The organism is Streptosporangiales bacterium (assembly GCA_009379825.1).
Taxonomy (GTDB): Bacteria; Actinomycetota; Actinomycetes; order Streptosporangiales; family WHST01; genus WHST01.
On sequence record WHTA01000087.1, the window covers coordinates 1 to 20,998 of the forward strand.

Consider the following 20,998-nt stretch of genomic DNA (forward strand, 5'->3'; position numbering starts at 1 on the left):
AGCAACAAGCAGCATCATCAAGCTCGACACGCCAAGTTGTGTGCCCACACTATTTCAGGATCCCGGACGACACGCAACGCCGCTACCAGCACAAACCCTGTTCAGACAGCCCGCGCATGCCCACCAACTGCGGAACTCGGGGTGGCGCCTGGCGAGGTCGGCGAGCTCGTCGTCGAGCGCGGCGACCCTGACGGGCTCGTCGGCGATGCCGCGGAACGCGGCGATGGTGGGCCCGTAGTTGGTCTTGAAGAAGTCGCGGAAGTCTTCGGGCGTCGCGAACCGGTCGATCGTCACCGTCTGCTGCCGTGTCTCGACGTCGGTCACGCGGTCGCCGAGGAGCGCGCGCACGTGGTCCTCGCTGCCCCACAGGGGCGGGGGTTGCGCGCCCGGTGGTGGCGGTGCCACGTAGGGCTTCATGGCCGCGAACATCTGGCCGATGAACCCGCCCGGCGTCCAGTTCAGCAGGCCGATGGTGCCGCCAGGACGGCAGACCCGGATGAGTTCGTCCGCGGCCGCCTGGTGATGCGGAGCGAACATGACCCCGACGCATGACAGCACGGCGTCGAACTCGTCGTCGTCGAACGGCAGCGCTTCGGCGTCACCCTCCCGCCATTCGACGTGCGTGCCCCTTACTGCGGCATACCGCTTGCCGGCCTCGAACAGTTCTGGTGTCAGGTCGCTGGCCACGACGGTCGCCCCGGCGACTGCGGCGGGGACGGCTACGTTGCCCGTTCCGGCGGCGACGTCGAGTACCCGGTCGCCCGGCCGCACACCGCACGCCTCGACGAGCACCGGCCCGAGGGTGGGGATGAGCTCGCTGGCTACCGCCGGATAGTCGCCGAGCGCCCACATCGCCCGGTGCTTCGTCTTCAACGCACGGTCTGCTTCGGTGTCGAGCATGGTCATGCCGGCCTCCTCAGGCGAACAGTCACCACGAGCGTCGCCGTACCTGCCCGCGCGCACCACTCACAGGCCCCTGACAACCCCCTGACGAACGAAGCGGGGCCACGACGTGGTGTCGTGGCCCCGCTCTGCGTCGGTTTAAGCGGTCAGTCGTCGCCCTTGGCGTTGGGCAGCATGTCGGCGATCTGGTTCATCACGCTGCTGTCCTGCAGGGTGGTGACGTCGCCCATCGCGCGGTTCTCTGCGACGTCGCGCAGCAGTCGGCGCATGATCTTGCCCGAGCGGGTCTTGGGCAGCTCGGGCACCACGAGGATCTGCCGCGGCTTGGCGATCGGGCCGATGGAGGTGGCGACGTGGTCGCGCAGCTCCTTGACGAACTCGTCGCCCGCCACGTCCGCCGCCGCCGCGCCGCGCGGGATCACGAACGCGACGATGCCCTGCCCGGTGGTCGGGTCGGCGGCGCCCACGACGGCCGCCTCGGCGACCGACTCGTGCGACACCAGCGCGGACTCGATCTCCGTGGTCGACAGCCGGTGGCCGGACACGTTCATCACGTCGTCCACCCGGCCGAGCAGCCACAGGTCGCCGTCTTCGTCCTTCTTCGCGCCGTCGCCGGCGAAGTAGACGCCGTCGAAGCGCGACCAGTACGTCTGCACGTACCGTTCGTCGTCACCCCAGAGGGTGCGCAGCATCCCCGGCCATGGCTGCGTGACGACCAGGTAGCCGCCGGAGCCGTTCGGCACCGACTGGCCCTGGTCGTCGACCACGTCCACGTTGATGCCTGGCAGGCCCTTCATCGCCGCGCCCGGCTTGCCGTGCGTCACGCCGGGCAGCGGGCTGATCATCTGCCCGCCGGTCTCGGTCTGCCACCAGGTGTCCATCACCGGGCACTTGTCACTGCCGATGTGCTGTCGGTACCAGATGTACGCCTCCGGGTTGATCGGCTCCCCGACGCTGCCGAGCAGGCGCAGTGAGGACAGGTCGTAGTCCGCGGGTACGTCCGCGCCCCACTTCATGAACGTCCGGATGGTCGTCGGCGCGGTGTAGAGGATGGTGACCTCGTACCGGTCCACGATCTCCCACCAGCGTCCCTTGTGCGGGGTGTCCGGCGTGCCCTCGTACATCACCGACGTCGCACCGTTGGCCAGCGGCCCGTAGACGATGTAGCTGTGCCCGGTGACCCAGCCGATGTCGGCCGCGGTCCAGAACACGTCGGTCTCGGCCTTCAGGTCGAAGACCGCCCAGTGGCTCCACGCGCACTGGGTGAGGTAGCCGCCGGTGGTGTGCAGGATCCCCTTCGGCTTGCCGGTCGTGCCGCTGGTGTACATGACGTACAGCGGGTGCTCGGCGTCGAAGCCCTCCGGGGTGTGCTTGTCGCTCTGCTTCGCGACCACGGCGTGCCACCACAGGTCGCGGCCCTCGGTCCAGGCGACGTCCTGCTCGGTGCGCCTCACGACGAGCACGTTGCGGACGTCCGGGCAGCTCTCCAGCGCGGCGTCCACGTTCGGCTTCAACGCGCTGGGCGCCCCGCGCCGGTAGCCGCCGTCCGCGGTGATGACGACGCGCGCGTCACAGTCCTGGATGCGGCTCGAGAGCGCCTCGGCGGAGAACCCGCCGAACACCACGGTGTGCGGTGCGCCGATCCGCGCGCAGGCCAGCATGGCCACGACGGTCTCCGGGATCATCGGCAGGTAGATCGCCACCCGGTCGCCGGTCTGCACGCCGAGCTCGAGCAGGGCGTTGGCCGCCTGGCAGACCTCGCGGTGCAGGTCGGCGTAGGTGATGGTGCGCTTGTCGCCGGGCTCGCCCTCCCAGTAGTAGGCGACCCGGTCGCCGTTGCCGGCCTCCACGTGCCGGTCGACGCAGTTGTACGCCGCGTTCAGCTTGCCGCCCACGAACCACTTGGCGAACGGGGCGTTCCACTCGAGCACGGTGTTCCACCGCTGCGTCCAGGTGAGCCCTTCTGCCTGCTCGGCCCACCAGGCCTCGCGGTCCGCACTGGCCTTGGCGTAGACGTCCTCGCCGACGTTGGCGTTGGCCGCCAACTCGGCCGGTGGCGCGAACCGGCGTTCTTCGTGCATCAGGTTGGAGAGTGCTTCAGAGCTCACGGCCGCTCCCTCGCGTCGTCGTCGGCGTCCACCTAGGCATATCACCAGCATGGCGCACCGGTGTTCAAGCCCGGGTGTCAGGTTGCGACATTACGTCGGCGCCGGATCAGCAGCGACATCACGGCCGCGATCGCGCAGAGCGCGCCGGCGAGGTGCCAGGCGTGGTCGTACGAGCCGTTGTGGTCGCGGATCAGTCCCGCGCCGAACGCGATCAAGCCGGCGCCCACCTGGTGCGAGGCGAGTACCCAGCCGAAGACGATCGGGCCGTCCGCGCCGAAGTGCTTGCGGCACAGGGCGACCGTCGGCGGTACCGTGGCCACCCAGTCCAGGCCGTAGAAGACGATGAAGAACAGCATCGGCGGGTGCACCGAGTCGCTGAGCAGCATCGGCAGGAACAGCAGCGAGATGCCGCGCAGCGCGTAGTAGACGCCGAGCAGCTTGCGCGGGTCGAACCGGTCGGTCAGCCAACCGGAGAAGATCGTGCCGGCGATGTCGAAGATCCCGATGACCGCCAGCAGCGACGCGGCCGTCGTCACCGGCATGCCGTGGTCGTGGGCGGCCGGGACGAAGTGCGTGCTCACCAGGCCGTTCGTGCTCGCACCGCAGATGGCGAAGGTGCCGGCGAGCAGCCAGAACGCCCGGGTGCGCGCGGCCGAGAACAGCGCGCCGAGTGCGCGGCTCCCCGCGCCCTTCTGCAGCGGGTCGGGTCCGGTCACCTGATCGTCTGTCGGCTCCGCCCCGTACGCCGTCGTGCCGACGTCCGACGGCCGGTCGCGGATCACCCAGATGACCAGCGGCACCACGGTCAGCGAGGCGATGGAGACGGTCAGTGCCGCGATGCGCCAGTCGTAGTTCTTGATCAGCACGGCGAGCACCGGGAGGAAGACCAGCTGCCCGGTCGCGCCGCCCGCGGTGAGGATGCCGGTGACCAGGCCCTGCCGCTTCACGAACCACCGGCCGGTGATGGTCGCGGCGAACGCGAGCGCCATCGAGCCGGTCCCGAGGCCGACGAGGAAGCCCCAGCACATCACCAGCTGCCAGCTGGCCGTCATGAACACCGTGACGCCGCTGCCGACGGCGATCAGGCTCAGCGCGCAGGTGACCACCTTGCGGATGCCGAACCGCTCCATCAGCGCGGCGGCGAACGGCGAGGTCAGGCCGTACAGCACGAGGTTGATGGTGACCGCGGACGAGATCGTCGCGCGGGACCAGCCGAACTCCTGGTGCAGCGGGTCGATGAACAGGCTCGGCGTCGCACGGAAGGCGGCCGCGCCGACGATCGCGAGGAACGCGACGGCAGCTACGGCCCAGGCGCGGTGGATGCGCCGGGATGGCGGTCGGGGTGCGGTGGTTTGGGGCGGGGAAGCCTGCGTCACACGCTCCATCCTCGGTGAGACGAGCGGCGGACGGCCAGTGGCCTGATGGTCGATATTCGTAAGGATCTGGCCAGCCAGCGTGACAGGCTGCCGAGCGCTGCGGTGAGCGGAGCGTCTGCGGCGCCGGGCGTGTTCCTGCGGGCGTTCGCTGTACGGCGACCGCGACGAGCGGTCGGCGTGTGTCGACGAGCGGTCGGCCCGTCGGTCGTACCGGCGCTGCCTCGCCCGCGCGTCCGTGACTCGGGCTGAGCGGCTGTGTCATCTTCGTCGCGGCGCGCACGCGTGCGCCGTCGACCCCCGAGGACAACGCAGTCAGCACGGGAGCTGCCATGGCAGATGGACAGACAACGGCGGAGGGTTACGAACCCGACGACGCCGCCGTACGGGCGGCCTACGACCGGTTGCACGCGAGCGACGACTTCGTCGAGTTGAGGCGCCGGTTCCGGCGGTTCGTCTTCCCGGCTACCGTCCTCTTCCTGGTCTGGTACGGCATGTACGTCATCGCGGCCAACTACTTCCACGACTTCATGGCCATCAAGGTCGTGGGGAACGTGAACATCGCGCTCATCTTCGGGCTGCTGCAGTTCGTGTCCACGTTCCTCATCGCGTGGCTCTATGCGCGCAAGGCGGGCCGCGACTTCGACCCGCTGGCGGAGCGGCTGAAGAACAGCTTCGACGCCGAGGTCGGTAGCCGAGCGGGAGCAGGTGGCGCATGAGCAGCCAAGCACTGACCTTCGTACTCTTCGCCGCGGTCGTCGTGGGCACGTTGGGCATCACGTACTGGGCCGGCCGGCACACTCACACCGCTACCGACTTCTATGCCGGTGGCCGGGCGTTCTCCGGGTTCCAGAACGGCATGGCCATCTCGGGCGACTACATGTCCGCGGCGTCGTTCCTCGGCATCTCGGGGATCATCGCGCTCTCCGGCTACGACGGGTTCCTCTACTCGATCGGGTTCCTCGTCGCCTGGCTGGTGGCGTTGCTGCTCGTCGCCGAGCTGCTGCGCAACTCCGGCCGCTACACCATGGGCGACGTGCTGTCGTTCCGGATGAAGCAGCGGCCGGTACGTACGGCGGCCGGTACGTCGACGATCGTCGTCTCGATCTTCTACCTGCTCGCGCAGATGACAGGTGCCGGCGCGCTCGTCGGCCTGCTCATCGGTGCGGAGAGCCCGGTGGCGAAGAACCTGACGATCGTCTTCGTCGGGCTGCTGATGATCCTGTACGTCACCGTCGGCGGGATGAAGGCGACGACCTGGGTGCAGATCGTCAAGGCCGTGCTGCTGATGATCGGCACGCTGCTGATCGCGATCCTCGTGCTCGCCCACTTCAAGTTCAACCTGTCCGCCATGCTCGGCGAGGCGGCGGCGAAGAGCGGGCAGGGTTCGGCGTTCATCGAGCCGGGCCTGAAGTACGGCATCAGCTCGGTGTCGAAGATCGACTTCCTCAGCCTCGGTCTCGCGCTCGTGCTCGGCACGGCCGGCCTGCCACACATCCTGATGCGGTTCTACACCGTGCCGAGCTCCAAGGCCGCCCGGAAGTCGGTGGTCTGGGCGATCGGCCTGATCGGTGCGTTCTACCTGATGACGCTCGCGCTCGGCTTCGGCGCCGCGGCGCTGGTCAACAAGGACAACCTCGACGCGGCAGGCAACCTCGCCTCGCCGCTGCTCGCCGAGGTGGTCGGCGGCGGCCAGGGCTCGCTCGGTGGGTCGCTGCTGCTCGCCCTGATCTCCGCGGTGGCGTTCGCGACCATCCTTGCCGTGGTCGCCGGCCTCACCCTGACGTCGTCCGCCTCGTTCGCGCACGACCTGTGGGCCAACGTGATCAGGCGCGGACGTACGACCGAACGGCAGGAGATCGTCGTGGCGCGGGTGGCCGCTCTGGTCATCGGCGGCGTCTCGATCGTGCTGGCGCTGTTCACGCAGACGTTGAACGTCGCGTTCCTGGTCGCGCTGGCGTTCGCGGTGGCGGCGTCGGCGAACCTGCCGTGCATTGTCTACAGCCTGTTCTGGCGGCGGTTCAACACCCGCGGTGCGGTGTGGAGCATCTACGGCGGACTGATCGTGTGCGTGGTGCTCGTGGTGTTCTCGCCGACGGTGTCGGGCGCGGAGACGGCGATGTTCCCGCAGGCGGACTTCGCGCTGTTCCCGCTGGCGAACCCGGGCATCGTGTCGATCCCGGCCGGGTTCTTCCTCGGCTGGCTCGGGTCGGTCACGTCCAGGGAGCCGGAGGCGGAGGAGCGGTTCGTCGAGCTTGAGGGTCGGGCACTCACCGGTTCTGGTGCACACTGACCGGGACGGGCGCGTGAGCGCGCGCCCGGGGACCGGACATGGACGAGCCCGACATTGTCGAACAGGGGCCGCAGCGGCCGCGTAGGCGTCTGCTGCCCGCGTTGGTCGGGCTGGTGGCGCTCGCCCTCGCCGGGTACGCGGTGGTCGCCCGGGTGACCGACGGGGAGCCGGCGGCGGACCGGTCGCCCACGCAGGGCACCTGGTCGGGCGACAGCCGGCCGCAGTGGCCGACTGCCAGAGGGGGCGACGTCTTGTTGCCGATCGCGGCCGCCGAGGCACTCGACCGACCGATCGGTGGGCACGTGCTCGTCGGTGGCGAACGGCTGGTGCGCGTCGGCCTCGACTCCAGGCTCCGTGCGACGGTCGCCGACTGGCCGGTGTCCGCACTGCAACGGCGTGGCGACGACGTCTACGCGCTCAGCACCACGTGCGACCGCACCGAGACGACCGTGCTGCGCTACTCCGGCCGTAGCGTGGCCCACGCCGTACGTATGGCCGGCCGCGTCGACGACGTGCTCGCCGGCCCGGCCGGGGCGTGGGGCGTCGACCTGCCGAACGACCCGAACGGCCGCGCGGTGCTCCGTCCGGTCGACGGGGGTACCGCGGTGCGGCTGCCGAGACGGGTGCTCCCGCTCGGCGTCTCCGCCACCGGGGTCGTCGGCCAGCGCAGCGCCCGCCTCTCGTCCGACGAAGGCCCGCGCATCGTCCTGCTCGACCCCGACACCGGCAGGATCGAGCACCGGATCGCGAAGGGACACGTGCTGCACGTCGGTGCCGACTTCGTGCTCTGGACCGGCGAGGCGTGCCGCTTCCTGCCCGGTGTGCGGGGTGTCGACCCCACCGACAGGCGCTGCACGATCCACCGCACCCCGATCGACGGCGCCGGCGGCTCGACGTACCGGCTGCCGTTCAACCAGACGCCGACGGGGCAGGCCGTGTCGAGTGCCGACGGCCGGTTCGCTGCCTTCCAGCTCGCCCGCGACCTGCTACGCCAGCGGTACGTGCACAGTCACCCGGTGCCGCCGACGAGCGTCGCCGTGCTCGACCTCGACACCGGGGACCTGGAGATCGTGCCGCACCTGCAGTTCGCCGCGAAGTCGTCCGTCGGGTTGACGTTCGCCGCGGACGGCGAGTGGCTCGTGCTTGCGACCAACTACGGCGACCACGTGCGGCTGTTCGCCTGGCAGCGCGGCACCGCGCGGCTGTGGCGGGTGCCAGGCAGGTTGGTGGGCCGCACCGAGCAGGTGCCGCTCGTGCTTGTCGACTGACGTGCGGCTGCCAGGGCGCAGCGCGTACCGTCGACCCATGCGGGAGTTCGCTGCGGTGGCGGCCATCGTGGTGGCGATCGCCGTCGTGCTGTTCGCCGCCTGGCGGTACATCAGGCGGAACAGGCGCGACCTCGGTACCCCCACGGAACGCGCGGCCTACGAGACGCTGCACCAGGCGTCGCTGGCCGCGCCCCCACTGCGGGGCGGGCTGACCCCCGCGGGCGCCGCGAAGTCGGTGCGGCACCTGCGGTCGCTGCTCGGCGCGGCGGCGGTGGCGATCGCCGACGACCGGCAGGTGCTCGCCTGGGACGGCTCGTACGACCGGCACGCCGCCGGGGTGCTGACGCACGCCGCTCCCGTGCTCGACGGCAGCGCGCCCGTGGTGGCCGGGCCGGAGCAGGTCGCCTGCCACGACTCCTGGTGCCCGGTGCGGTACGTGGTCATCGCGCCGTTGACGACCGACGGCCACGTCGTCGGGGTGCTCGCGGCGTTCGGGGAGAACGCGTCGGCCGGGCTGGTGCGCGCGGTGACCGAGGTGGCCCGCTGGGTGAGCACGCAGCTCGACCTGGCCGAGTTCGACCGCTCCCGCACCCGGCTGGCGATCGCCGAGGTGCGGGCGCTGCGGGCGCAGATCTCGCCGCACTTCGTCTACAACTCGCTGAACGTGATCGCGTCGTTCGTACGTACCGACCCGGAGCGGGCGCGGGAGCTGCTGCTCGAGTTCGCCGACTTCACCAGGTACTCGTTCCGCACGCACGGCGAGTTCACCACGCTCGCGGAGGAGCTGCGCTCCATCGAGCGGTACCTGCTGCTCGAACGGGCCAGGTTCGGCGACCGGCTACAGGTCACGTTGCGGATCGCGCCCGAGGTGCTGCCGGTGGCCGTGCCGTTCCTTTGCCTGCAGCCGCTGGTGGAGAACGCATTGCGGCACGGTCTGCAGACCAAGCCCGGCGTCGGTCACATCACCATCCTCGGCGACGACAAGGGCACCGACTGCGCGATCAGCGTGGAGGACGACGGCGTCGGCATGGACCCCGAGCAGTTGCGGCGGGTACTCGCCGGCGAGCAGGGCGGCGACTCCACCGGCCTCGCCAACGTGGACGAGCGGCTGCGGCAGGTCTTCGGCGACGAGTACGGGCTGGTCGCCGAGACCGCTCCGGGCGCGGGTACGAAGGTCAGCCTGCGGGTGCCGAAGTACCACGCCGGGGTTCACGCGGACAGCTGAGCCGGTTGCTACGTAGAGGGCCAGGTACGCGGTCGGCGTAGCGGATCTGCGTGTGCCGTCGTACGCTCGCGGGCATGCTCGACGTGTTGGTGGTCGATGACGAACCGCCCGCGCTCGCCGAGCTCAGGTATCTGCTCGAGCGCGAACCAGGCATCGGCGCCGTCCGCACCGCGGAGTCTGCCGACGAGGCGTTGCGCCTGCTCGACCGTCGGCGGGTGGACGCGCTGTTCCTCGACATCCACATGCCCGGGCTGTCCGGGCTGGAGCTGGCCAGGATCCTCGGCCGGTTCCGCGCCCCGCCGGCCGTCGTCTTCGTCACCGCGTACGAGGAGCACGCGGTGGACGCGTTCGAGCTGAACGCCGTCGACTACCTGCTGAAGCCGATCAGGGCCGAGCGGCTGAGCGAGGCCGTCCGCCGGGTGGCGCAGCCCGGCACCGGGTACGGCGAACCGACCACGCACGAGGAGACCGTCCCGGTCGAGCTGGCCGGCGTGACCAGGTTCGTGCCGGTCAGCGACGTGCGTTACGTGGAAGCGCACGGCGACTATGCGCGGCTGCACACGTCCGCAGGCAGCCCACTGGTGCGCGTACCGCTTTCGACGCTGGAGGAGCGGTGGCGCCGGCTGGGCTTCGTGCGCATACACCGCAGCATCCTGGTGTCGGTCGGGCACATCGACGAGATCAGGTTCGACAGCGGCCGCGCCGTCGTCGTGGTCGCGGACACGCCGCTGCAGGTGAGCCGCCGGCACACGAGGGAGCTGCGGGAGCTGCTGCGGCGCCGGGCGAACGGAGGTGTGGCGTAGTGGAGGAGCCCGCCCGCAAGCGGATCGTGGTCACCGGGCCGCGCCGCCAGCACCGGTCTCAGTCGAAGCGCGTCGCCGTGGTGGAGGAGATCGACTCGCAGACCAGGCTCGGCGAGGTCTACGTACGGTCGCTCGTACGAAGCCAACTGCGCCTCGCCGTGCTGGTGTGCGCGGTCGTGGGGGTGGTGCTGGGTTCGCTGCCGCTGGTGTTCTACTTCCTGCCGCAGCTGGCCGAGGTGCAGGTGCTCGGACTGCCGTTGCCGTGGCTGATGCTCGGCGTGCTCGTCTACCCGCTGCTGATCGCCGCGGCTGGCTACTACGTCAGGCACGCGGAGAAGAACGAACGCGACTTCTCCGACCTGGTCGGGCGTTGACGGCGAGGACGAGGTGACCGGCTCCTGGCACGGGGTCCTCGCCGTGGCGTTCGTTGCCGTGGCGACGATCTGCATCGGCCTGGTCGGCGTGCGGGTCGCGCGCACGACGAGCGACTTCTTCGTCGCGTCGCGCAAGGTGTCGCCGATGTGGAACGCGTCCGCGATCGGCGGCGAGTACCTGTCCGCCGCGTCGTTCCTCGGCATCGCGGGACTGGTGCTCGCGTACGGCGTCGACATGCTCTGGTACCCGGTCGGGTACACGGCCGGGTACCTGTTGCTGCTGGTGCTCGTCGCGGCACCGTTGCGGCGATCCGGCGCGTACACGTTGCCCGACTTCGCCGAGAGCAGGCTCGGTTCCGTGGCGGTACGCAGGTGCGCCACCGCCTTCGTGGTGCTGATCGGCTGGCTGTACCTCGTACCGCAGTTGCAAGGTGCGAGCCTGACGCTGCAGACCATCACCGGCACGCCGGCGTGGACGGGCGGGCTGGTCGTCTGCGTGGTGGTGTTGCTCGCCGCGCTGTCCGGCGGCATGCGGTCGGTGACCTTCGTGCAGGCGTTCCAGTTCTGGCTGAAGTTCTGCGCGCTGCTGATCCCCGCGCTGTTCCTGATCGCCGTCTGGCGGGCGGACGGCCAGCCGGTCGGCGACGACCAGCCCACCGTGCGCGAGGCGACGACCGTGACGGTGCGCGAGGCGACCACCGTGCGTACCCGCAACCCCGAGACGTACGTCGTCGACGGCGAGGTCGACGGCAGGCAGGTCGACGGCCGGCTGTCGCTCGAACCCGGCACGCACGTGCTCGCCGCGGGCACCAGGGTGACCCTGCCTGCGGGCGCCGAGGTGCCGGTGCGCGCGGACCTGCCGAACACCAGCAACGACCAGTGGGCGCTGCCGCACACGGCACGCGACGAGCACCCGGTGTACGCGACGTACTCGCTGATCCTCGCGACCTTTCTCGGCACCATGGGACTGCCGCACGTGCTGGTCCGCTTCTACACCAACCCCGACGGTCGTGACACCCGTCGCACCACGTTGTTCGTGATCTGCCTACTTGCCGGCTTCTACCTGCTGCCACCGCTGTACGGCGTGCTCGGTCGGCAGTACGCCCCCGACCTGCTGCTCACCGGCACCACGGACAGCGCCGTCCTGCTGCTGCCCGAACGGCTGATCGGCGGCGCGGGCGGCACCTGGCTCGGCGCGTTGGTGGCCGCGGGTGCGTTCGCGGCGTTCCTCTCCACGTCCTCGGGGCTCGCGATCTCCGTCGCCGGTGCGCTGGCGCAGGACGTGATGCGGCCGCGGCGGCGGCAGGTGGCGGCGTTCCGGCTCGGCACCCTGGTTGCGGTGCTCGTGCCGTACCTGGTGTCGCTCGTCGCGCAGGGCATCGGCGTGGCGTCGGTGGTCGGGCTGGCGTTCGCGGTCGCCGCGTCGAGCTTCTGCCCGCTGCTGGTGTTGGGCATCTGGTGGCGGAAACTGACGGCGGCGGGCGCGCTCGCCGGCCTGCTCACCGGCGGTGGCGTCGCGACGGCGGCAGTGCTCGCGACCATGTTCGGCGGGCCGTACAGCGGCTGGCTGAGCGCGCTGCTGCAGGAACCGGCGGCGTGGAGCGTGCCGCTGGCGTTCGCCGTGATGGTCGGGGTGTCGCTGCTGACCCGGCGCCGGGTGCCCGCCGACGTGGCGAGGACAATGGTGCGACTGCACCTGCCGGAGACGCACCGCGTCGCGCGAGGGGAGACCGCACCATGACCGCCAGCGGTACGGCGCACCCACTGACCGCGGTGGCGGCGTTGCCCGGCGTGCCCGAGGCCGTCGGCGAGGCGCGGGAGGTGGTCGACCGGTTGCTCGGGCACCGCGCGCTGCGCCGGCACGCGCCGGCCGTCGCGGCGGAGACCGCGCTGCGCGGCGCCTGGGCGTCGGCCGCGCTCGCCGGGATGGAGGTGCCGCTTGACGAGCTGCGCCAGGCCCCGCCGGACGCGCCGGTCGTCCAGGGGGCGTTGCGGGTCGCCGGCGAAGTCGGCCCACTGTTGCCGGTATGGCGACGTGCGCCCGGCCAGGCGCTCGCGAAACTGCACGCGCTCGCGGCCGCGGACGTCGTGCCGGCGGCGGAGTGCGGCCGGCCGGCGTCACCGACCGCGGCGCAGCGGCTGCAGGCCCTGCCGCAGGTGCTCGACGCGCCGATGGACGTGTCCGCGATCGTGGTGTCGGCGGTCGTCCACGGCGAGGTCGCGTCGCTGCCGGCGTTCGCCTGGGGCAGTGAGCTGGTGGCGCAGCCGGCCGGCCGGCTGGTGCTGTTGGCCCGCGGCCTTGACCGCAAGGGCCTGCTCGCGCCCGAGGTGGGGCACCTGGAGCTGCGGGACGAGTACGAGGCGGCGCTCGCCGGCTACGGCACCGGCACCGCGGGACTGGCGCGCTGGGTCGTCCACTGCGCGGCCGCCGTACGATTGGGGGCACAGGACGGGTTGGCCGTGTGCGAGGCGTTGTTGCGCGGTTAGTCGTCCGTGCGCGCGTGAAATGGGTGGCGCCGTCCAGCGCCACCCATTTGCACATCCGCCTGGGTTACCAAGCGTGCACGTTATTCCGAGTCGGGCTCACACCCGAGACGGCCTCTGCCTCCCGCGGCTGGTCGCGCGTGGGTGCCCAGCGGCTGTGCCCGGAAGCGGGAGAGTGGTGGGATTCGACCGCCCATCGCGCCCTACCGGTTCCGTAGTGCCATTGTTACGGCTTGATGTCGGCAAAGGGAAGACCTGGACAAAGATCACTTCGACCGATGCGGCCATTCTGGCTGGTTAGCCATACCAATCCTTGCATCCTGAGCTGCGGTCGGGGTATCGGCGCAAGAGTTGTCCCCAACTTGCCGCGCCGGCCTTCTGCTGCCGCCGCCTGCTGCCGATCTCCTTGGGCGAGTCGCCCGGACGAACGAGCTCAGGAGGTCTGGTGTCCGAAACAGATATGCCGGTCGGCGACGACTCGTCCGGCCGGCCGCGTCCGCTGTTGGTGAGCGACGACGCGACGCTCGTCGACGAGGTGTTGCGGCTCGCGGCCGCCGCGGGAGTGGTCATGGAGCTGGCCGCTTCGCCGGGTGCGGTGCGTGGCTCGTGGGCCACCGCACCGCTGGTGGTGCTCGGGCAGGACGTGTCCGCCGAGGCGGTGCGGCTACGGATGCCGTCCCGTGCGCGGCTGGTGGTCGTCTGCCAGGCCGAGGACCCCGAGATGTTCAAGCGCGCCCTGGCGCTCGGTGCGGAGCAGGTGGTCGTGCTGCCGACCGGCCAGGATTGGCTGGTCGACCGGTTGGCCGACGCGATGGAGTCGCCGGCCGAAGATGGCCCGACGATCTGCGTCGTCGGCGGCCGCGGCGGTGCCGGCGCGTCCACCACGGCCACGGCCCTCGCGCTGACCGCGATGCGAATGGGCCGCGAGTCGTTGCTGGTCGACGGCGACCCGTTGGGCGGCGGCATCGACCTGGTCGTCGGCGGCGAGGACACCGAGGGCCTGCGCTGGCCCGACTTCGCGCAGACCAGAGGACGGGTCAACGGCACCGCGCTGCGAGCGGCACTGCCCCGCGTCGACCAGCTGACCGTGCTCTCCTGGGACCGCAGCGACGAGCTCGACATCAGCGTCGAGGCGATGCGCGCGGTGCTCGCCGCCGCCGGCCGCTGCAGCGACCTGGTCGTCGTAGACCTACCCCGCCGGGTAGACGACGCCGCCGCGGAGGCCCTCACCCGCTCGAACGTGACGCTGCTCGTAGTACCGGCCGAGGTACGCGCGGTGGCCGCCGCCGCCCGCGTAGCCGGTGGCCTGCGCTACCACGCCGCCGACATCCGCGTCCTGGTCCGCGGCCCCGCACCAACCGGCCTCCCCGCCGACGTCATCGGCCAGTCCCTGGGCCTACCCCTGGCAGGCTCCATCCGCGCCGAACCCGGCCTAGCCGAAGCCCTAGACCACGGCGAGCCCCCAATCCGCCGCCCCCGAACCCCCCTAGCCGTCTTCTGCCGCAACTTCCTCCTAACCCTCGAAAGCGACCGCCACGCCGCATGACCCCGTCACCCCACCGTCAACACGCTGCCGCTCCGATCGCCGGTCGTCGCACCGCCGTCGCTGCCGCTGCCTCGGCGCAGTGTTCCCTGCGGTCGCTGTCGCCTGCCCACACCACGTTCCCCACGCCGAGGCCCACCGCGGCCGCTGTCGTGCACCCCGCGCCCACCGCGCCCGCCCGCTCGCCGCGATGTTGTCGCCTGCCCGTCCGTCGAATGCCGTCCCCCTGCTGCCGGTGTTGTGCGCCCGTGCTCGCTACCGCTGTCGTGTGCCTGTGGTCACTGCCTGCGGTCGCTGTCGCCTGCCCGGCCGCCGCTCGCGTGCCCGGTCGCCGGCCGCCGTCGCTGTCGCATGCGCGGTCGCTGGCCCAGAGCGTCGGGTACTGCCAGCACCGGCCCTGCCCCATCCACACAGCGAACCGCGACCGTCTTCGTTGCCCACAGCCCTGCGAACTGGAGCCATGCACCCTCGGCCCAGTCACACTGCTCGCGGTTGACCTCGGCGTACTCCGCTTGGCGTGCACCCGAGCACCCCGACTCGCCCGTCCGAACCGGCAGGCACCGGCGCATCCCCGCCGTGTGCACGCTCGCAAGCACAGACACACCAGCAGGCGTGCGCTACACCAGACCCGTCCCACACCGATAGCGATGCCCCGCGGGAGGTCTCCTCATGACCCTCGAGCCGACCACCACGACACCGCTCGACGGCCGGCTGCGCGAGGCCGTACGGGCACGCCTGGCCGGCAGCGGCGCCGAACCGACGCCCGCGCAAGTGGCCACGGCGGTACGCGCCGAGGGCGTGGTGCTCGGCGACGTCGAGCTGCTCGCCCTCACCACCCAGCTGCGCGCCGACCTCGCCGGCACCGGTCCGCTCGAGCCGTTGCTCCAGCTGCCGGGCGTCACCGACGTCCTCGTCAACGGCCCGGCCGAGGTCTGGGTGGACACCGGCGACGGGTTACGCCGAGCCCCCGTGGCCTTCGCCGATGATGCGGAAGTCCGCCGGCTGGCCCAGCGGCTCGCCGCGGCGGCCGGCCGCCGGCTCGACGTCGCCGCGCCGTACGTCGACGCCAGGCTGCCCGACGGCGTTCGCCTACACGCGGTGCTGCCGCCGGTCGCTCCGGCCGGCACCTGCCTCTCGCTGCGGGTCAGTCGCAGGCGCACGTTCACCCTCGACGAGCTGACCGCCGCGGGCACGGTCGACGCGCCCGGCGCCGACTTGCTGACGGCATTGGTGCGCGCCCGCCTGGCCTTCCTGGTCAGCGGCGGTACCGGCACCGGGAAGACCACACTCCTCGCCACCCTGCTCAGCGAGGTCGACCCCGCGGAACGCGTCCTCCTGGTGGAGGACTCCGGCGAGCTGCTGCCCACACACCCGCACCTGGTGCGGCTGGAGGCCCGCCCACACAACGCCGAGGGCGCTGGCGCAGTGACCCTCGCCGATCTGGTCAGGCAGGCGCTTCGGATGCGCCCGGATCGGCTGGTGGTCGGCGAGGTCAGAGGCGCGGAAGTAGTCCACCTGCTGGCCGCGATGAACACTGGCCACGAAGGCGGCTGCGGCACGGTCCACGCGAACGCGGCGGCCGACGTCCCCGCGCGGATGGAGGCACTGGCGGTCGCGGCCGGGCTGAGCCGGGCGGCGGTGCACAGCCAGCTGGCCGCGGCGCTGGACGTCGTCGTGCACCTGCAACGCGACCGGCGAAGCGGCGTGCGGCGCGTGGCCGACGTGTGCGTACTGACCCGCGGCACCGACGACGTTGTGCGGGTGCAGCCGGCGGCAACCTTCGAGGCCAGCGGCGTCGTGCCCGGCCCCGGCCTGGACGCGCTACGGACACTGCTCACAGCCCGAGGGGAGACGTGGTGAACGCGCTACTCGTCGCGGTCGCGCTTGCCGCCTTGGCCGGCTGGCTGGCCGCGGACGCCGGCTGGTCCCAGCAGCGGCTTGCACACCTGAACGCACCACATCCGCCGCCCGCGCCGCGGCGTTGGTACGCGGCGGCCCTACGCCGGGCGGCGCGATGGACCCGTCGCGGGCGCGCAGAAGCGGCGGCACGCGGCGCCGTCGTCGAGCTCTGCGGCGCCCTCGCGGCGGAGCTGCGCGCCGGCCGCCCCCCGGACGAGGCACTCCGGCTGTCGGTGGCGGCCACGGGCGAACCGAGCCGGCCAGTGTTGACCCAGGTAGCCGCGACGGCTACCGCTGGCGGCGACGTCGCCGATGCCCTACGCGCTGCCGCTCGCGAGCCGGGGCACACCGCGCTGGCGTGGTTGGCCGCGTGCTGGCAGGTGGGCGTAGGCTCCGGCGCCGGGCTCGCGGACGCGGTCGAACGGCTGGCGACGGCGCTCCGCGCGGAGGAACGCCGCAGGCGCGAGATCCAGACGCAGCTTGCCGCCCCGCGCGCGACCGCCCGGCTGCTGGCGGCACTGCCGCTGCTGGGGATCCTGTTCGCCACCGGCCTCGGACAACAGCCGGTCGCGTTCCTGTTCGGTACGCCCTACGGTCTGCTGTGCCTGGTCGCTGGGGTCGGCCTCAACGTCCTCGGCCTGGCGTGGACCGCCCGGATCGTCCGGAAGGCAGAGACGCCATGACGGCCCAGGCATCCGCCATGGCCCGCACCCCCGCGGCGCTCGTGTGGCCGGTGCGGGTCGTCGGGAAGGCGGTGTCGTCATGACTGCGGAGGTGTCTGCCGCTGCCCGTGCCGCCGCGGTGCTCGGCCTGGCGTGGCCGGTGCGGGTCGTCGGGAAGGCGGTGTCGTCATGACTGCGGAGGTGTCTGCCGCTGCCCGTGCCGCCGCGGTGCTCGGCCTGGCGTGGCCGGTGCGGATCGTCGGGAAGGCGGTGTCGTCATGACTGCGGAGGTGTCTGCCACGGCCCGCGCCCCCGCGGTGCTCGGGTGGATGGCGGGGGTCGTCGGGAAGGCGGTGTCGTCATGACGGCCCAGGTACCCGCCGCTGCCCTCGCCATGGTGCTGGCCGCCGCCGCGGTGCTCGCGTGGCCCGTGCCCACCCGCCGCACCCTCCGGCGGCTCGGTCGGATCCGCCCACGGCAACGCGCGTCGCCCGCCGGGTCGCGGTCACGGCCGCTGCCGGTGCGCGGCCTCGCCGCGGTCGGTGGTGGCATCGGGGTGACGTTGTTCGTCGGCGTCCCATGGGGCGTGCCGCTCGGTCTGCTGGCAACGCTGATCGCGTACTACGTCCTGGCCCGCATGGAACCAGCGGCAGTGGCGACGCGCCGCGCCCGGATGGTCGCCGACCTGCCTGTCGCCGTAGACCTGCTCGCCGCGTGCTACAGCTCGGGCGGCACACCGGTGGCCGCCACCGAGGCGGTCAGCAAGGCTGTCGGCGGGCCGGTGGGAGACGCCCTGCACCGAGTGGTCGCACTACTGCGGCTCGGCGCCGACCCCTCCGACGCATGGTCGGTACTCGCCGACGAACCGACCCTTGCGCCGCTCGGCCGTGCCGTCGGGCGTGCGGTGTCGTCCGGCGCGCCGGTCGGTGTTGCGTTGGAGCAGCTCGCCAGCACCGCCAGGCAGGAACAGCAGGGTGCGGCCGAGGAGGCCGCCAGGAAGGTGGGTGTGCGGGCGACGATCCCGCTGGGTCTGTGCTTCCTGCCCGCCTTCGTGTTGCTCGGCGTGGTGCCGGTCGCGGCCAGCATCGCAACCACCCTAGACCTGTGGTGAGGCGTACGGCTCCGTTCAGGTGTGGAGCAGGTGCGCGTTGACCTGCTCGACCTGCGCCGCGAGCTCCGGCAGGTGGACGACCTGCACACCCGCTGCGGCCAGACGCTCGCCGCCGCGACCTTCGACGAAGATGGCCGGCTCGTGGAGTGCGAACACGACGCGCTCGATACCGGCCGCGAGGATCAGGTCGGTACACGAGGTGGAGCGCGAGCTGCGCACACTGCAGGGCTCCAGCGAGCTGTAGAGCGTCGCCTTCGCCAGCGGCTGCGCGTCCACCTTGGCGAGCGCGGTCTCCTCGGCGTGGGCGTCCGGCTCGCTCTCGCGCGAGTAGCCGGTGGCGACGACGTCCCCGTTCGCCGCCACGATCACCGCGCCCACGGAGAACGCGGTACGCGAAGGTGGGCACTGCAGGCCGAGGTCGATGGCCTGTTGCAGCAGGTCGCGGTCGGCCGCGGTAGCCGGTGAGGTTTCTCGGTGCGTCATCGTGCCTTCGTCGTATCGGTCAGCCACGGCGACGATCTCGTCGTCCCCAGATCGCTGGAATGGTCTGTGGTCAGCCCGCCTCGCTGCCGACTGATGTGAATGAGGCTCGAACTCTTCGGGTCTTCCGCGCCGGCCGGACGTCGGTCTCATGGGAGGTAGTCATGCTTCCTGTCCACCACGCCGTCCGCGATGAGACGGGCATGTCGACGGCGGAGTACGCCGTCGGCACCGTGGCGGCGGTTGGCCTCGCTGGCATTCTCTACAAGCTGCTCACCAGCCCCGAGATGCGCGAGCTGCTGTGGATGATCATCGAGAAGGCGATCACGGCCTTCACCTAGGAACGCCACAGATCCCGTTGTTGCCCCCGCCGAGTGTGGTGGTTGGCCGCGCGTCGGCCACCACACTCGTATGCCCCGCAGCCGCGCCCTCGCCGGCTCTACCTCGTGGCGGTGCGCGACCGCCGCGGGCCTGCTGTCCACGACCATCACCGGTGGCTGTTCTCCTGCTGGGCCGGGGCCATCTTCTCCTCGATCGTACTTCCACCGGGCTACGGAGCCGGTACCCGCCAGCGCCACCACCGCCCTCATCCACAGATTGCCCTTCCCCTCTTCGGTTCCCCACCTCACCCGCCGAACTCGACAGGTGAGCGACCGATCGCCAGCACCCACCGCAGCTCGGTGCCGCTGGCGCGAGCGGAGGAGAGGAACGCGATGAACGGAACACCACAACGTGCCAACCTCGGTCGGCGCAACCGGTCGCGGTGGCGCAGCGACCGTGGCGCGTATACCGCAGAGCTGGCGGTCGCCCTGCCGGCCCTGCTGCTGCTCGTCGCGTGGGGCATGCTCGGCATCGGCTACGCACAGGCGTCGCTGAAATGCGACGACGCGTCCCGTGCCGCGGCACGTGCGGCCGCCCGCGGCGAGCCCACCGCGGCCGTCGAGGCGGCCGGCCGGCAGGCGGCGCCACGTGATGCGCGACTGGTGGTCGCCCGCGCCGCGGGCATGGTCGAGGTGCGCTGCGCGGCGGCAGTACGGGTCGCCGGGCTCCGCACGTTCCAGGTACAGGCGCGTGCGGTAGCGGCAGTCGAAGACCTCGATCCCGTGCAACCACCGCCCACCGAGCCAGGGCGATGACCATGAGGTGCCGGCACAAAGCGCTGCGCGACCAACGCGGTTCGGCGACGATCTGGGTACTCGCAATGGCCGCCACGCTGTTCGCGGCGTCGATCGTCGTCGCACTGTCCGGATCCGCTGCCACAGCACGCAACCGCGCGGGAACGGCGGCGGATATGGCAGCGCTGGCCGCCGCTGCGCGCCTCTCTTCCGCCGACAACCAGGTGGCCTGCCGGGCGGCAGCGACGGTGGCCCGCCGGAACGGCGCAAGCCTGATCAGCTGCCTGACCGAGAACGGCGTAGCCGACGTGCGTGCCAGGGTGCGGCTGCGGGGCTCGTTGAGCAAGTGGGGTTCGGCCACCGCCCGGGCACGCGCGGCGGCCGGCATCGGCCCGTACCCCGTGGAAGCGACGGTTCGCGGCGACGTGGGCGGCGGCGCCATGAACGCGGAGGGACTGACGCCGCGGGCGGAACGGGTGCGTGACCTGGTCCGGCGAGAGTTTGGGGAGCGGCAGCTCGGTGGCTACTGTCCGGGTGGTTGTCGTAGCGGTCACATCCCCGGCAGCGATCACTACTCCGGTCGCGCCGTCGACATCATGCTGACTCCGTGGCGTAGTGAAGCGCGGGTGGCCAAGGGCTGGCGCATCGCGTCATGGTTGGTCGGAAACGCGGAGCCGCTCGGCGTGAAGTACGTGATCTACCGCGATCGAATCTGGACACCGGGCGACGGCTGGCAGGACTACCAACATCCAAGCGGCGACACCACCAACCCCACCCTGCGCCACCTCGACCACATCCACGTCTCGGTCTACTAGCTGCGATGCTCAGCGACGTCATTTCGCGACGCGGTCCAAGCCTTCGTGACCCACGTTGCCGCTACATTGACCCGGAGCACTCGATGTTCATGGTCTCGCCCGTGCCAGCCAGGAAATGCGCCGGACGGTGCGGGCTGAAGGCATTGCCGGAACGCAAGCCCGGTCGAGCCAGTCGCCACAGGTGCCCGAACAGGACACCCGAGCGGTTGGTGCGCGAGATCGCGCAGTCGAGTTGGCGTCGCCGGCTCGAACCGGCCCAGATCGCCAGCCACCTCGGCCGGTCCCGTCGACCGTCCACGCAGCCCTGATCCGGTGCCGGACCAACCGACTCAGTCATATCGACACAGTGACCGATGTACGAGCATCTACATCCGGGATCGGGCTGCACATCGACGTCACCAAGTGGCGTCCGGCAGAGTGGTGTACGGCTCCTGGTGAGCGTGTCGCTGCCGATGTAGGTGACGGCCACCGGGTGGTCCTTCGAGTGATCTCTCACAACCGACTCGAAGAAGGGCACTACGGCGACACCGTCACCCCCAGTA

General features: G+C 71.3%; 20 protein-coding genes. 15 read left to right on the forward strand and 5 right to left on the reverse strand.

The genetic code is table 11. The features are described from left to right. Positions 1 to 54 precede the first annotated feature (54 nt). From GEV07_26595 to GEV07_26605, 3 genes are all read right to left on the reverse strand, one after another. Entirely contained in the window at positions 55 to 900 is an 846-nt protein-coding gene (locus GEV07_26595; GenBank protein MQA06135.1) for a methyltransferase domain-containing protein, read from the reverse strand. A gap of 149 nt (positions 901 to 1,049) precedes the next feature. Next, positions 1,050 to 3,062, reverse strand: coding sequence for an acetate--CoA ligase (acs, locus tag GEV07_26600; protein ID MQA06136.1), 2,013 nt, complete (start codon positions 3,060 to 3,062; stop codon positions 1,050 to 1,052). A 26-nt stretch (positions 3,063 to 3,088) separates the two neighbouring features. After that, positions 3,089 to 4,396: an MFS transporter gene (locus tag GEV07_26605; GenBank protein ID MQA06137.1), complete on the reverse strand. Its 1,308-nt coding sequence runs from the start codon at positions 4,394 to 4,396 to the stop codon at positions 3,089 to 3,091. Between the two features lie 320 nt (positions 4,397 to 4,716). Between GEV07_26605 and GEV07_26610 the strand changes: the two genes are divergently transcribed. The 12 genes from GEV07_26610 (at position 4,717) to GEV07_26665 (ending at position 18,046) form a co-directional block, all read left to right on the forward strand. Then, entirely contained in the window at positions 4,717 to 5,103 is a 387-nt protein-coding gene (locus GEV07_26610) for a DUF485 domain-containing protein (protein MQA06138.1), read from the forward strand. After that, positions 5,100 to 6,677 (forward strand): cation/acetate symporter ActP, encoded by a 1,578-nt coding sequence (gene actP, locus GEV07_26615; GenBank protein ID MQA06139.1) that lies wholly within the window; start codon positions 5,100 to 5,102, stop codon positions 6,675 to 6,677. The genes GEV07_26610 and actP overlap by 4 nt, the downstream gene beginning before the upstream one ends. Before the next feature lie 38 nt (positions 6,678 to 6,715). Then, positions 6,716 to 7,945, forward strand: coding sequence for a hypothetical protein (locus tag GEV07_26620; protein MQA06140.1), 1,230 nt, complete (start codon positions 6,716 to 6,718; stop codon positions 7,943 to 7,945). 37 nt (positions 7,946 to 7,982) lie between these two features. Further along, positions 7,983 to 9,170, forward strand: coding sequence for a sensor histidine kinase (locus GEV07_26625; protein ID MQA06141.1), 1,188 nt, complete (start codon positions 7,983 to 7,985; stop codon positions 9,168 to 9,170). Between the two features lie 74 nt (positions 9,171 to 9,244). After that, a complete protein-coding gene (locus GEV07_26630; protein MQA06142.1) occupies positions 9,245 to 9,973 on the forward strand; it encodes a response regulator in 729 nt (242 codons plus the stop codon). Beyond that, complete coding sequence (locus GEV07_26635) at positions 9,973 to 10,347, forward strand: hypothetical protein (protein MQA06143.1); 375 nt, start codon at positions 9,973 to 9,975, stop codon at positions 10,345 to 10,347. Before GEV07_26630 ends, GEV07_26635 begins: the two co-directional genes overlap by 1 nt. Positions 10,348 to 10,360: 13 nt before the next feature. Then, positions 10,361 to 12,088: a cation acetate symporter gene (locus GEV07_26640; protein MQA06144.1), complete on the forward strand. Its 1,728-nt coding sequence runs from the start codon at positions 10,361 to 10,363 to the stop codon at positions 12,086 to 12,088. Further along, positions 12,085 to 12,834: an oxidoreductase gene (locus tag GEV07_26645; GenBank protein ID MQA06145.1), complete on the forward strand. Its 750-nt coding sequence runs from the start codon at positions 12,085 to 12,087 to the stop codon at positions 12,832 to 12,834. Before GEV07_26640 ends, GEV07_26645 begins: the two co-directional genes overlap by 4 nt. 457 nt (positions 12,835 to 13,291) lie before the next feature. Further along, complete coding sequence (locus GEV07_26650) at positions 13,292 to 14,377, forward strand: septum site-determining protein (GenBank protein ID MQA06146.1); 1,086 nt, start codon at positions 13,292 to 13,294, stop codon at positions 14,375 to 14,377. 666 nt (positions 14,378 to 15,043) lie between these two features. After that, positions 15,044 to 16,234 carry a TadA family conjugal transfer-associated ATPase gene (locus GEV07_26655; protein MQA06147.1) on the forward strand — a complete coding sequence of 397 codons (1,191 nt, stop codon included), beginning with the start codon at positions 15,044 to 15,046 and terminating at the stop codon, positions 16,232 to 16,234. After that, positions 16,099 to 16,956: a hypothetical protein gene (locus GEV07_26660; protein ID MQA06148.1), complete on the forward strand. Its 858-nt coding sequence runs from the start codon at positions 16,099 to 16,101 to the stop codon at positions 16,954 to 16,956. The genes GEV07_26655 and GEV07_26660 overlap by 136 nt, the downstream gene beginning before the upstream one ends. A gap of 529 nt (positions 16,957 to 17,485) precedes the next feature. After that, positions 17,486 to 18,046 (forward strand): type II secretion system protein, encoded by a 561-nt coding sequence (locus GEV07_26665; GenBank protein ID MQA06149.1) that lies wholly within the window; start codon positions 17,486 to 17,488, stop codon positions 18,044 to 18,046. A 15-nt stretch (positions 18,047 to 18,061) separates the two neighbouring features. On the opposite strand, the gene GEV07_26670 is transcribed toward GEV07_26665, so the two are convergent. Next, positions 18,062 to 18,529 carry a dCMP deaminase gene (locus tag GEV07_26670; protein ID MQA06150.1) on the reverse strand — a complete coding sequence of 156 codons (468 nt, stop codon included), beginning with the start codon at positions 18,527 to 18,529 and terminating at the stop codon, positions 18,062 to 18,064. Between the two features lie 161 nt (positions 18,530 to 18,690). Between GEV07_26670 and GEV07_26675 the strand changes: the two genes are divergently transcribed. From GEV07_26675 to GEV07_26685, 3 genes are all read left to right on the forward strand, one after another. Continuing rightward, positions 18,691 to 18,867 carry a DUF4244 domain-containing protein gene (locus tag GEV07_26675; GenBank protein ID MQA06151.1) on the forward strand — a complete coding sequence of 59 codons (177 nt, stop codon included), beginning with the start codon at positions 18,691 to 18,693 and terminating at the stop codon, positions 18,865 to 18,867. A gap of 372 nt (positions 18,868 to 19,239) precedes the next feature. Continuing rightward, positions 19,240 to 19,662: a pilus assembly protein TadE gene (locus GEV07_26680; protein ID MQA06152.1), complete on the forward strand. Its 423-nt coding sequence runs from the start codon at positions 19,240 to 19,242 to the stop codon at positions 19,660 to 19,662. Beyond that, on the forward strand, positions 19,659 to 20,456 hold the full coding sequence (locus tag GEV07_26685) for a hypothetical protein (GenBank protein MQA06153.1): 798 nt from the start codon (positions 19,659 to 19,661) through the stop codon (positions 20,454 to 20,456). Before GEV07_26680 ends, GEV07_26685 begins: the two co-directional genes overlap by 4 nt. A gap of 61 nt (positions 20,457 to 20,517) precedes the next feature. Here GEV07_26685 and GEV07_26690 read toward each other — a convergent pair whose 3' ends face one another. Then, complete coding sequence (locus tag GEV07_26690; protein MQA06154.1) at positions 20,518 to 20,925, reverse strand: hypothetical protein; 408 nt, start codon at positions 20,923 to 20,925, stop codon at positions 20,518 to 20,520. Between the last annotated feature and the right edge of the window lie 73 nt (positions 20,926 to 20,998).

Coding starts and splice junctions, on each gene's coding strand:
- GEV07_26605 (MQA06137.1), bottom strand. CDS start 4,396: ATGGAGCGTGTGACGCAGGCTTCCCCGCCCCAAACCACCGCACCCCGA.
- GEV07_26645 (MQA06145.1), top strand. CDS start 12,085: ATGACCGCCAGCGGTACGGCGCACCCACTGACCGCGGTGGCGGCGTTG.
- GEV07_26675 (MQA06151.1), top strand. CDS start 18,691: ATGCTTCCTGTCCACCACGCCGTCCGCGATGAGACGGGCATGTCGACG.
- GEV07_26650 (MQA06146.1), top strand. CDS start 13,292: ATGCCGGTCGGCGACGACTCGTCCGGCCGGCCGCGTCCGCTGTTGGTG.
- GEV07_26625 (MQA06141.1), top strand. CDS start 7,983: ATGCGGGAGTTCGCTGCGGTGGCGGCCATCGTGGTGGCGATCGCCGTC.
- GEV07_26685 (MQA06153.1), top strand. CDS start 19,659: ATGACCATGAGGTGCCGGCACAAAGCGCTGCGCGACCAACGCGGTTCG.
- GEV07_26620 (MQA06140.1), top strand. CDS start 6,716: ATGGACGAGCCCGACATTGTCGAACAGGGGCCGCAGCGGCCGCGTAGG.
- GEV07_26670 (MQA06150.1), bottom strand. CDS start 18,529: ATGACGCACCGAGAAACCTCACCGGCTACCGCGGCCGACCGCGACCTG.
- acs (MQA06136.1), bottom strand. CDS start 3,062: ATGCTGGTGATATGCCTAGGTGGACGCCGACGACGACGCGAGGGAGCG.
- GEV07_26610 (MQA06138.1), top strand. CDS start 4,717: ATGGCAGATGGACAGACAACGGCGGAGGGTTACGAACCCGACGACGCC.
- GEV07_26680 (MQA06152.1), top strand. CDS start 19,240: ATGAACGGAACACCACAACGTGCCAACCTCGGTCGGCGCAACCGGTCG.
- GEV07_26595 (MQA06135.1), bottom strand. CDS start 900: ATGCTCGACACCGAAGCAGACCGTGCGTTGAAGACGAAGCACCGGGCG.
- actP (MQA06139.1), top strand. CDS start 5,100: ATGAGCAGCCAAGCACTGACCTTCGTACTCTTCGCCGCGGTCGTCGTG.
- GEV07_26655 (MQA06147.1), top strand. CDS start 15,044: ATGACCCTCGAGCCGACCACCACGACACCGCTCGACGGCCGGCTGCGC.
- GEV07_26630 (MQA06142.1), top strand. CDS start 9,245: ATGCTCGACGTGTTGGTGGTCGATGACGAACCGCCCGCGCTCGCCGAG.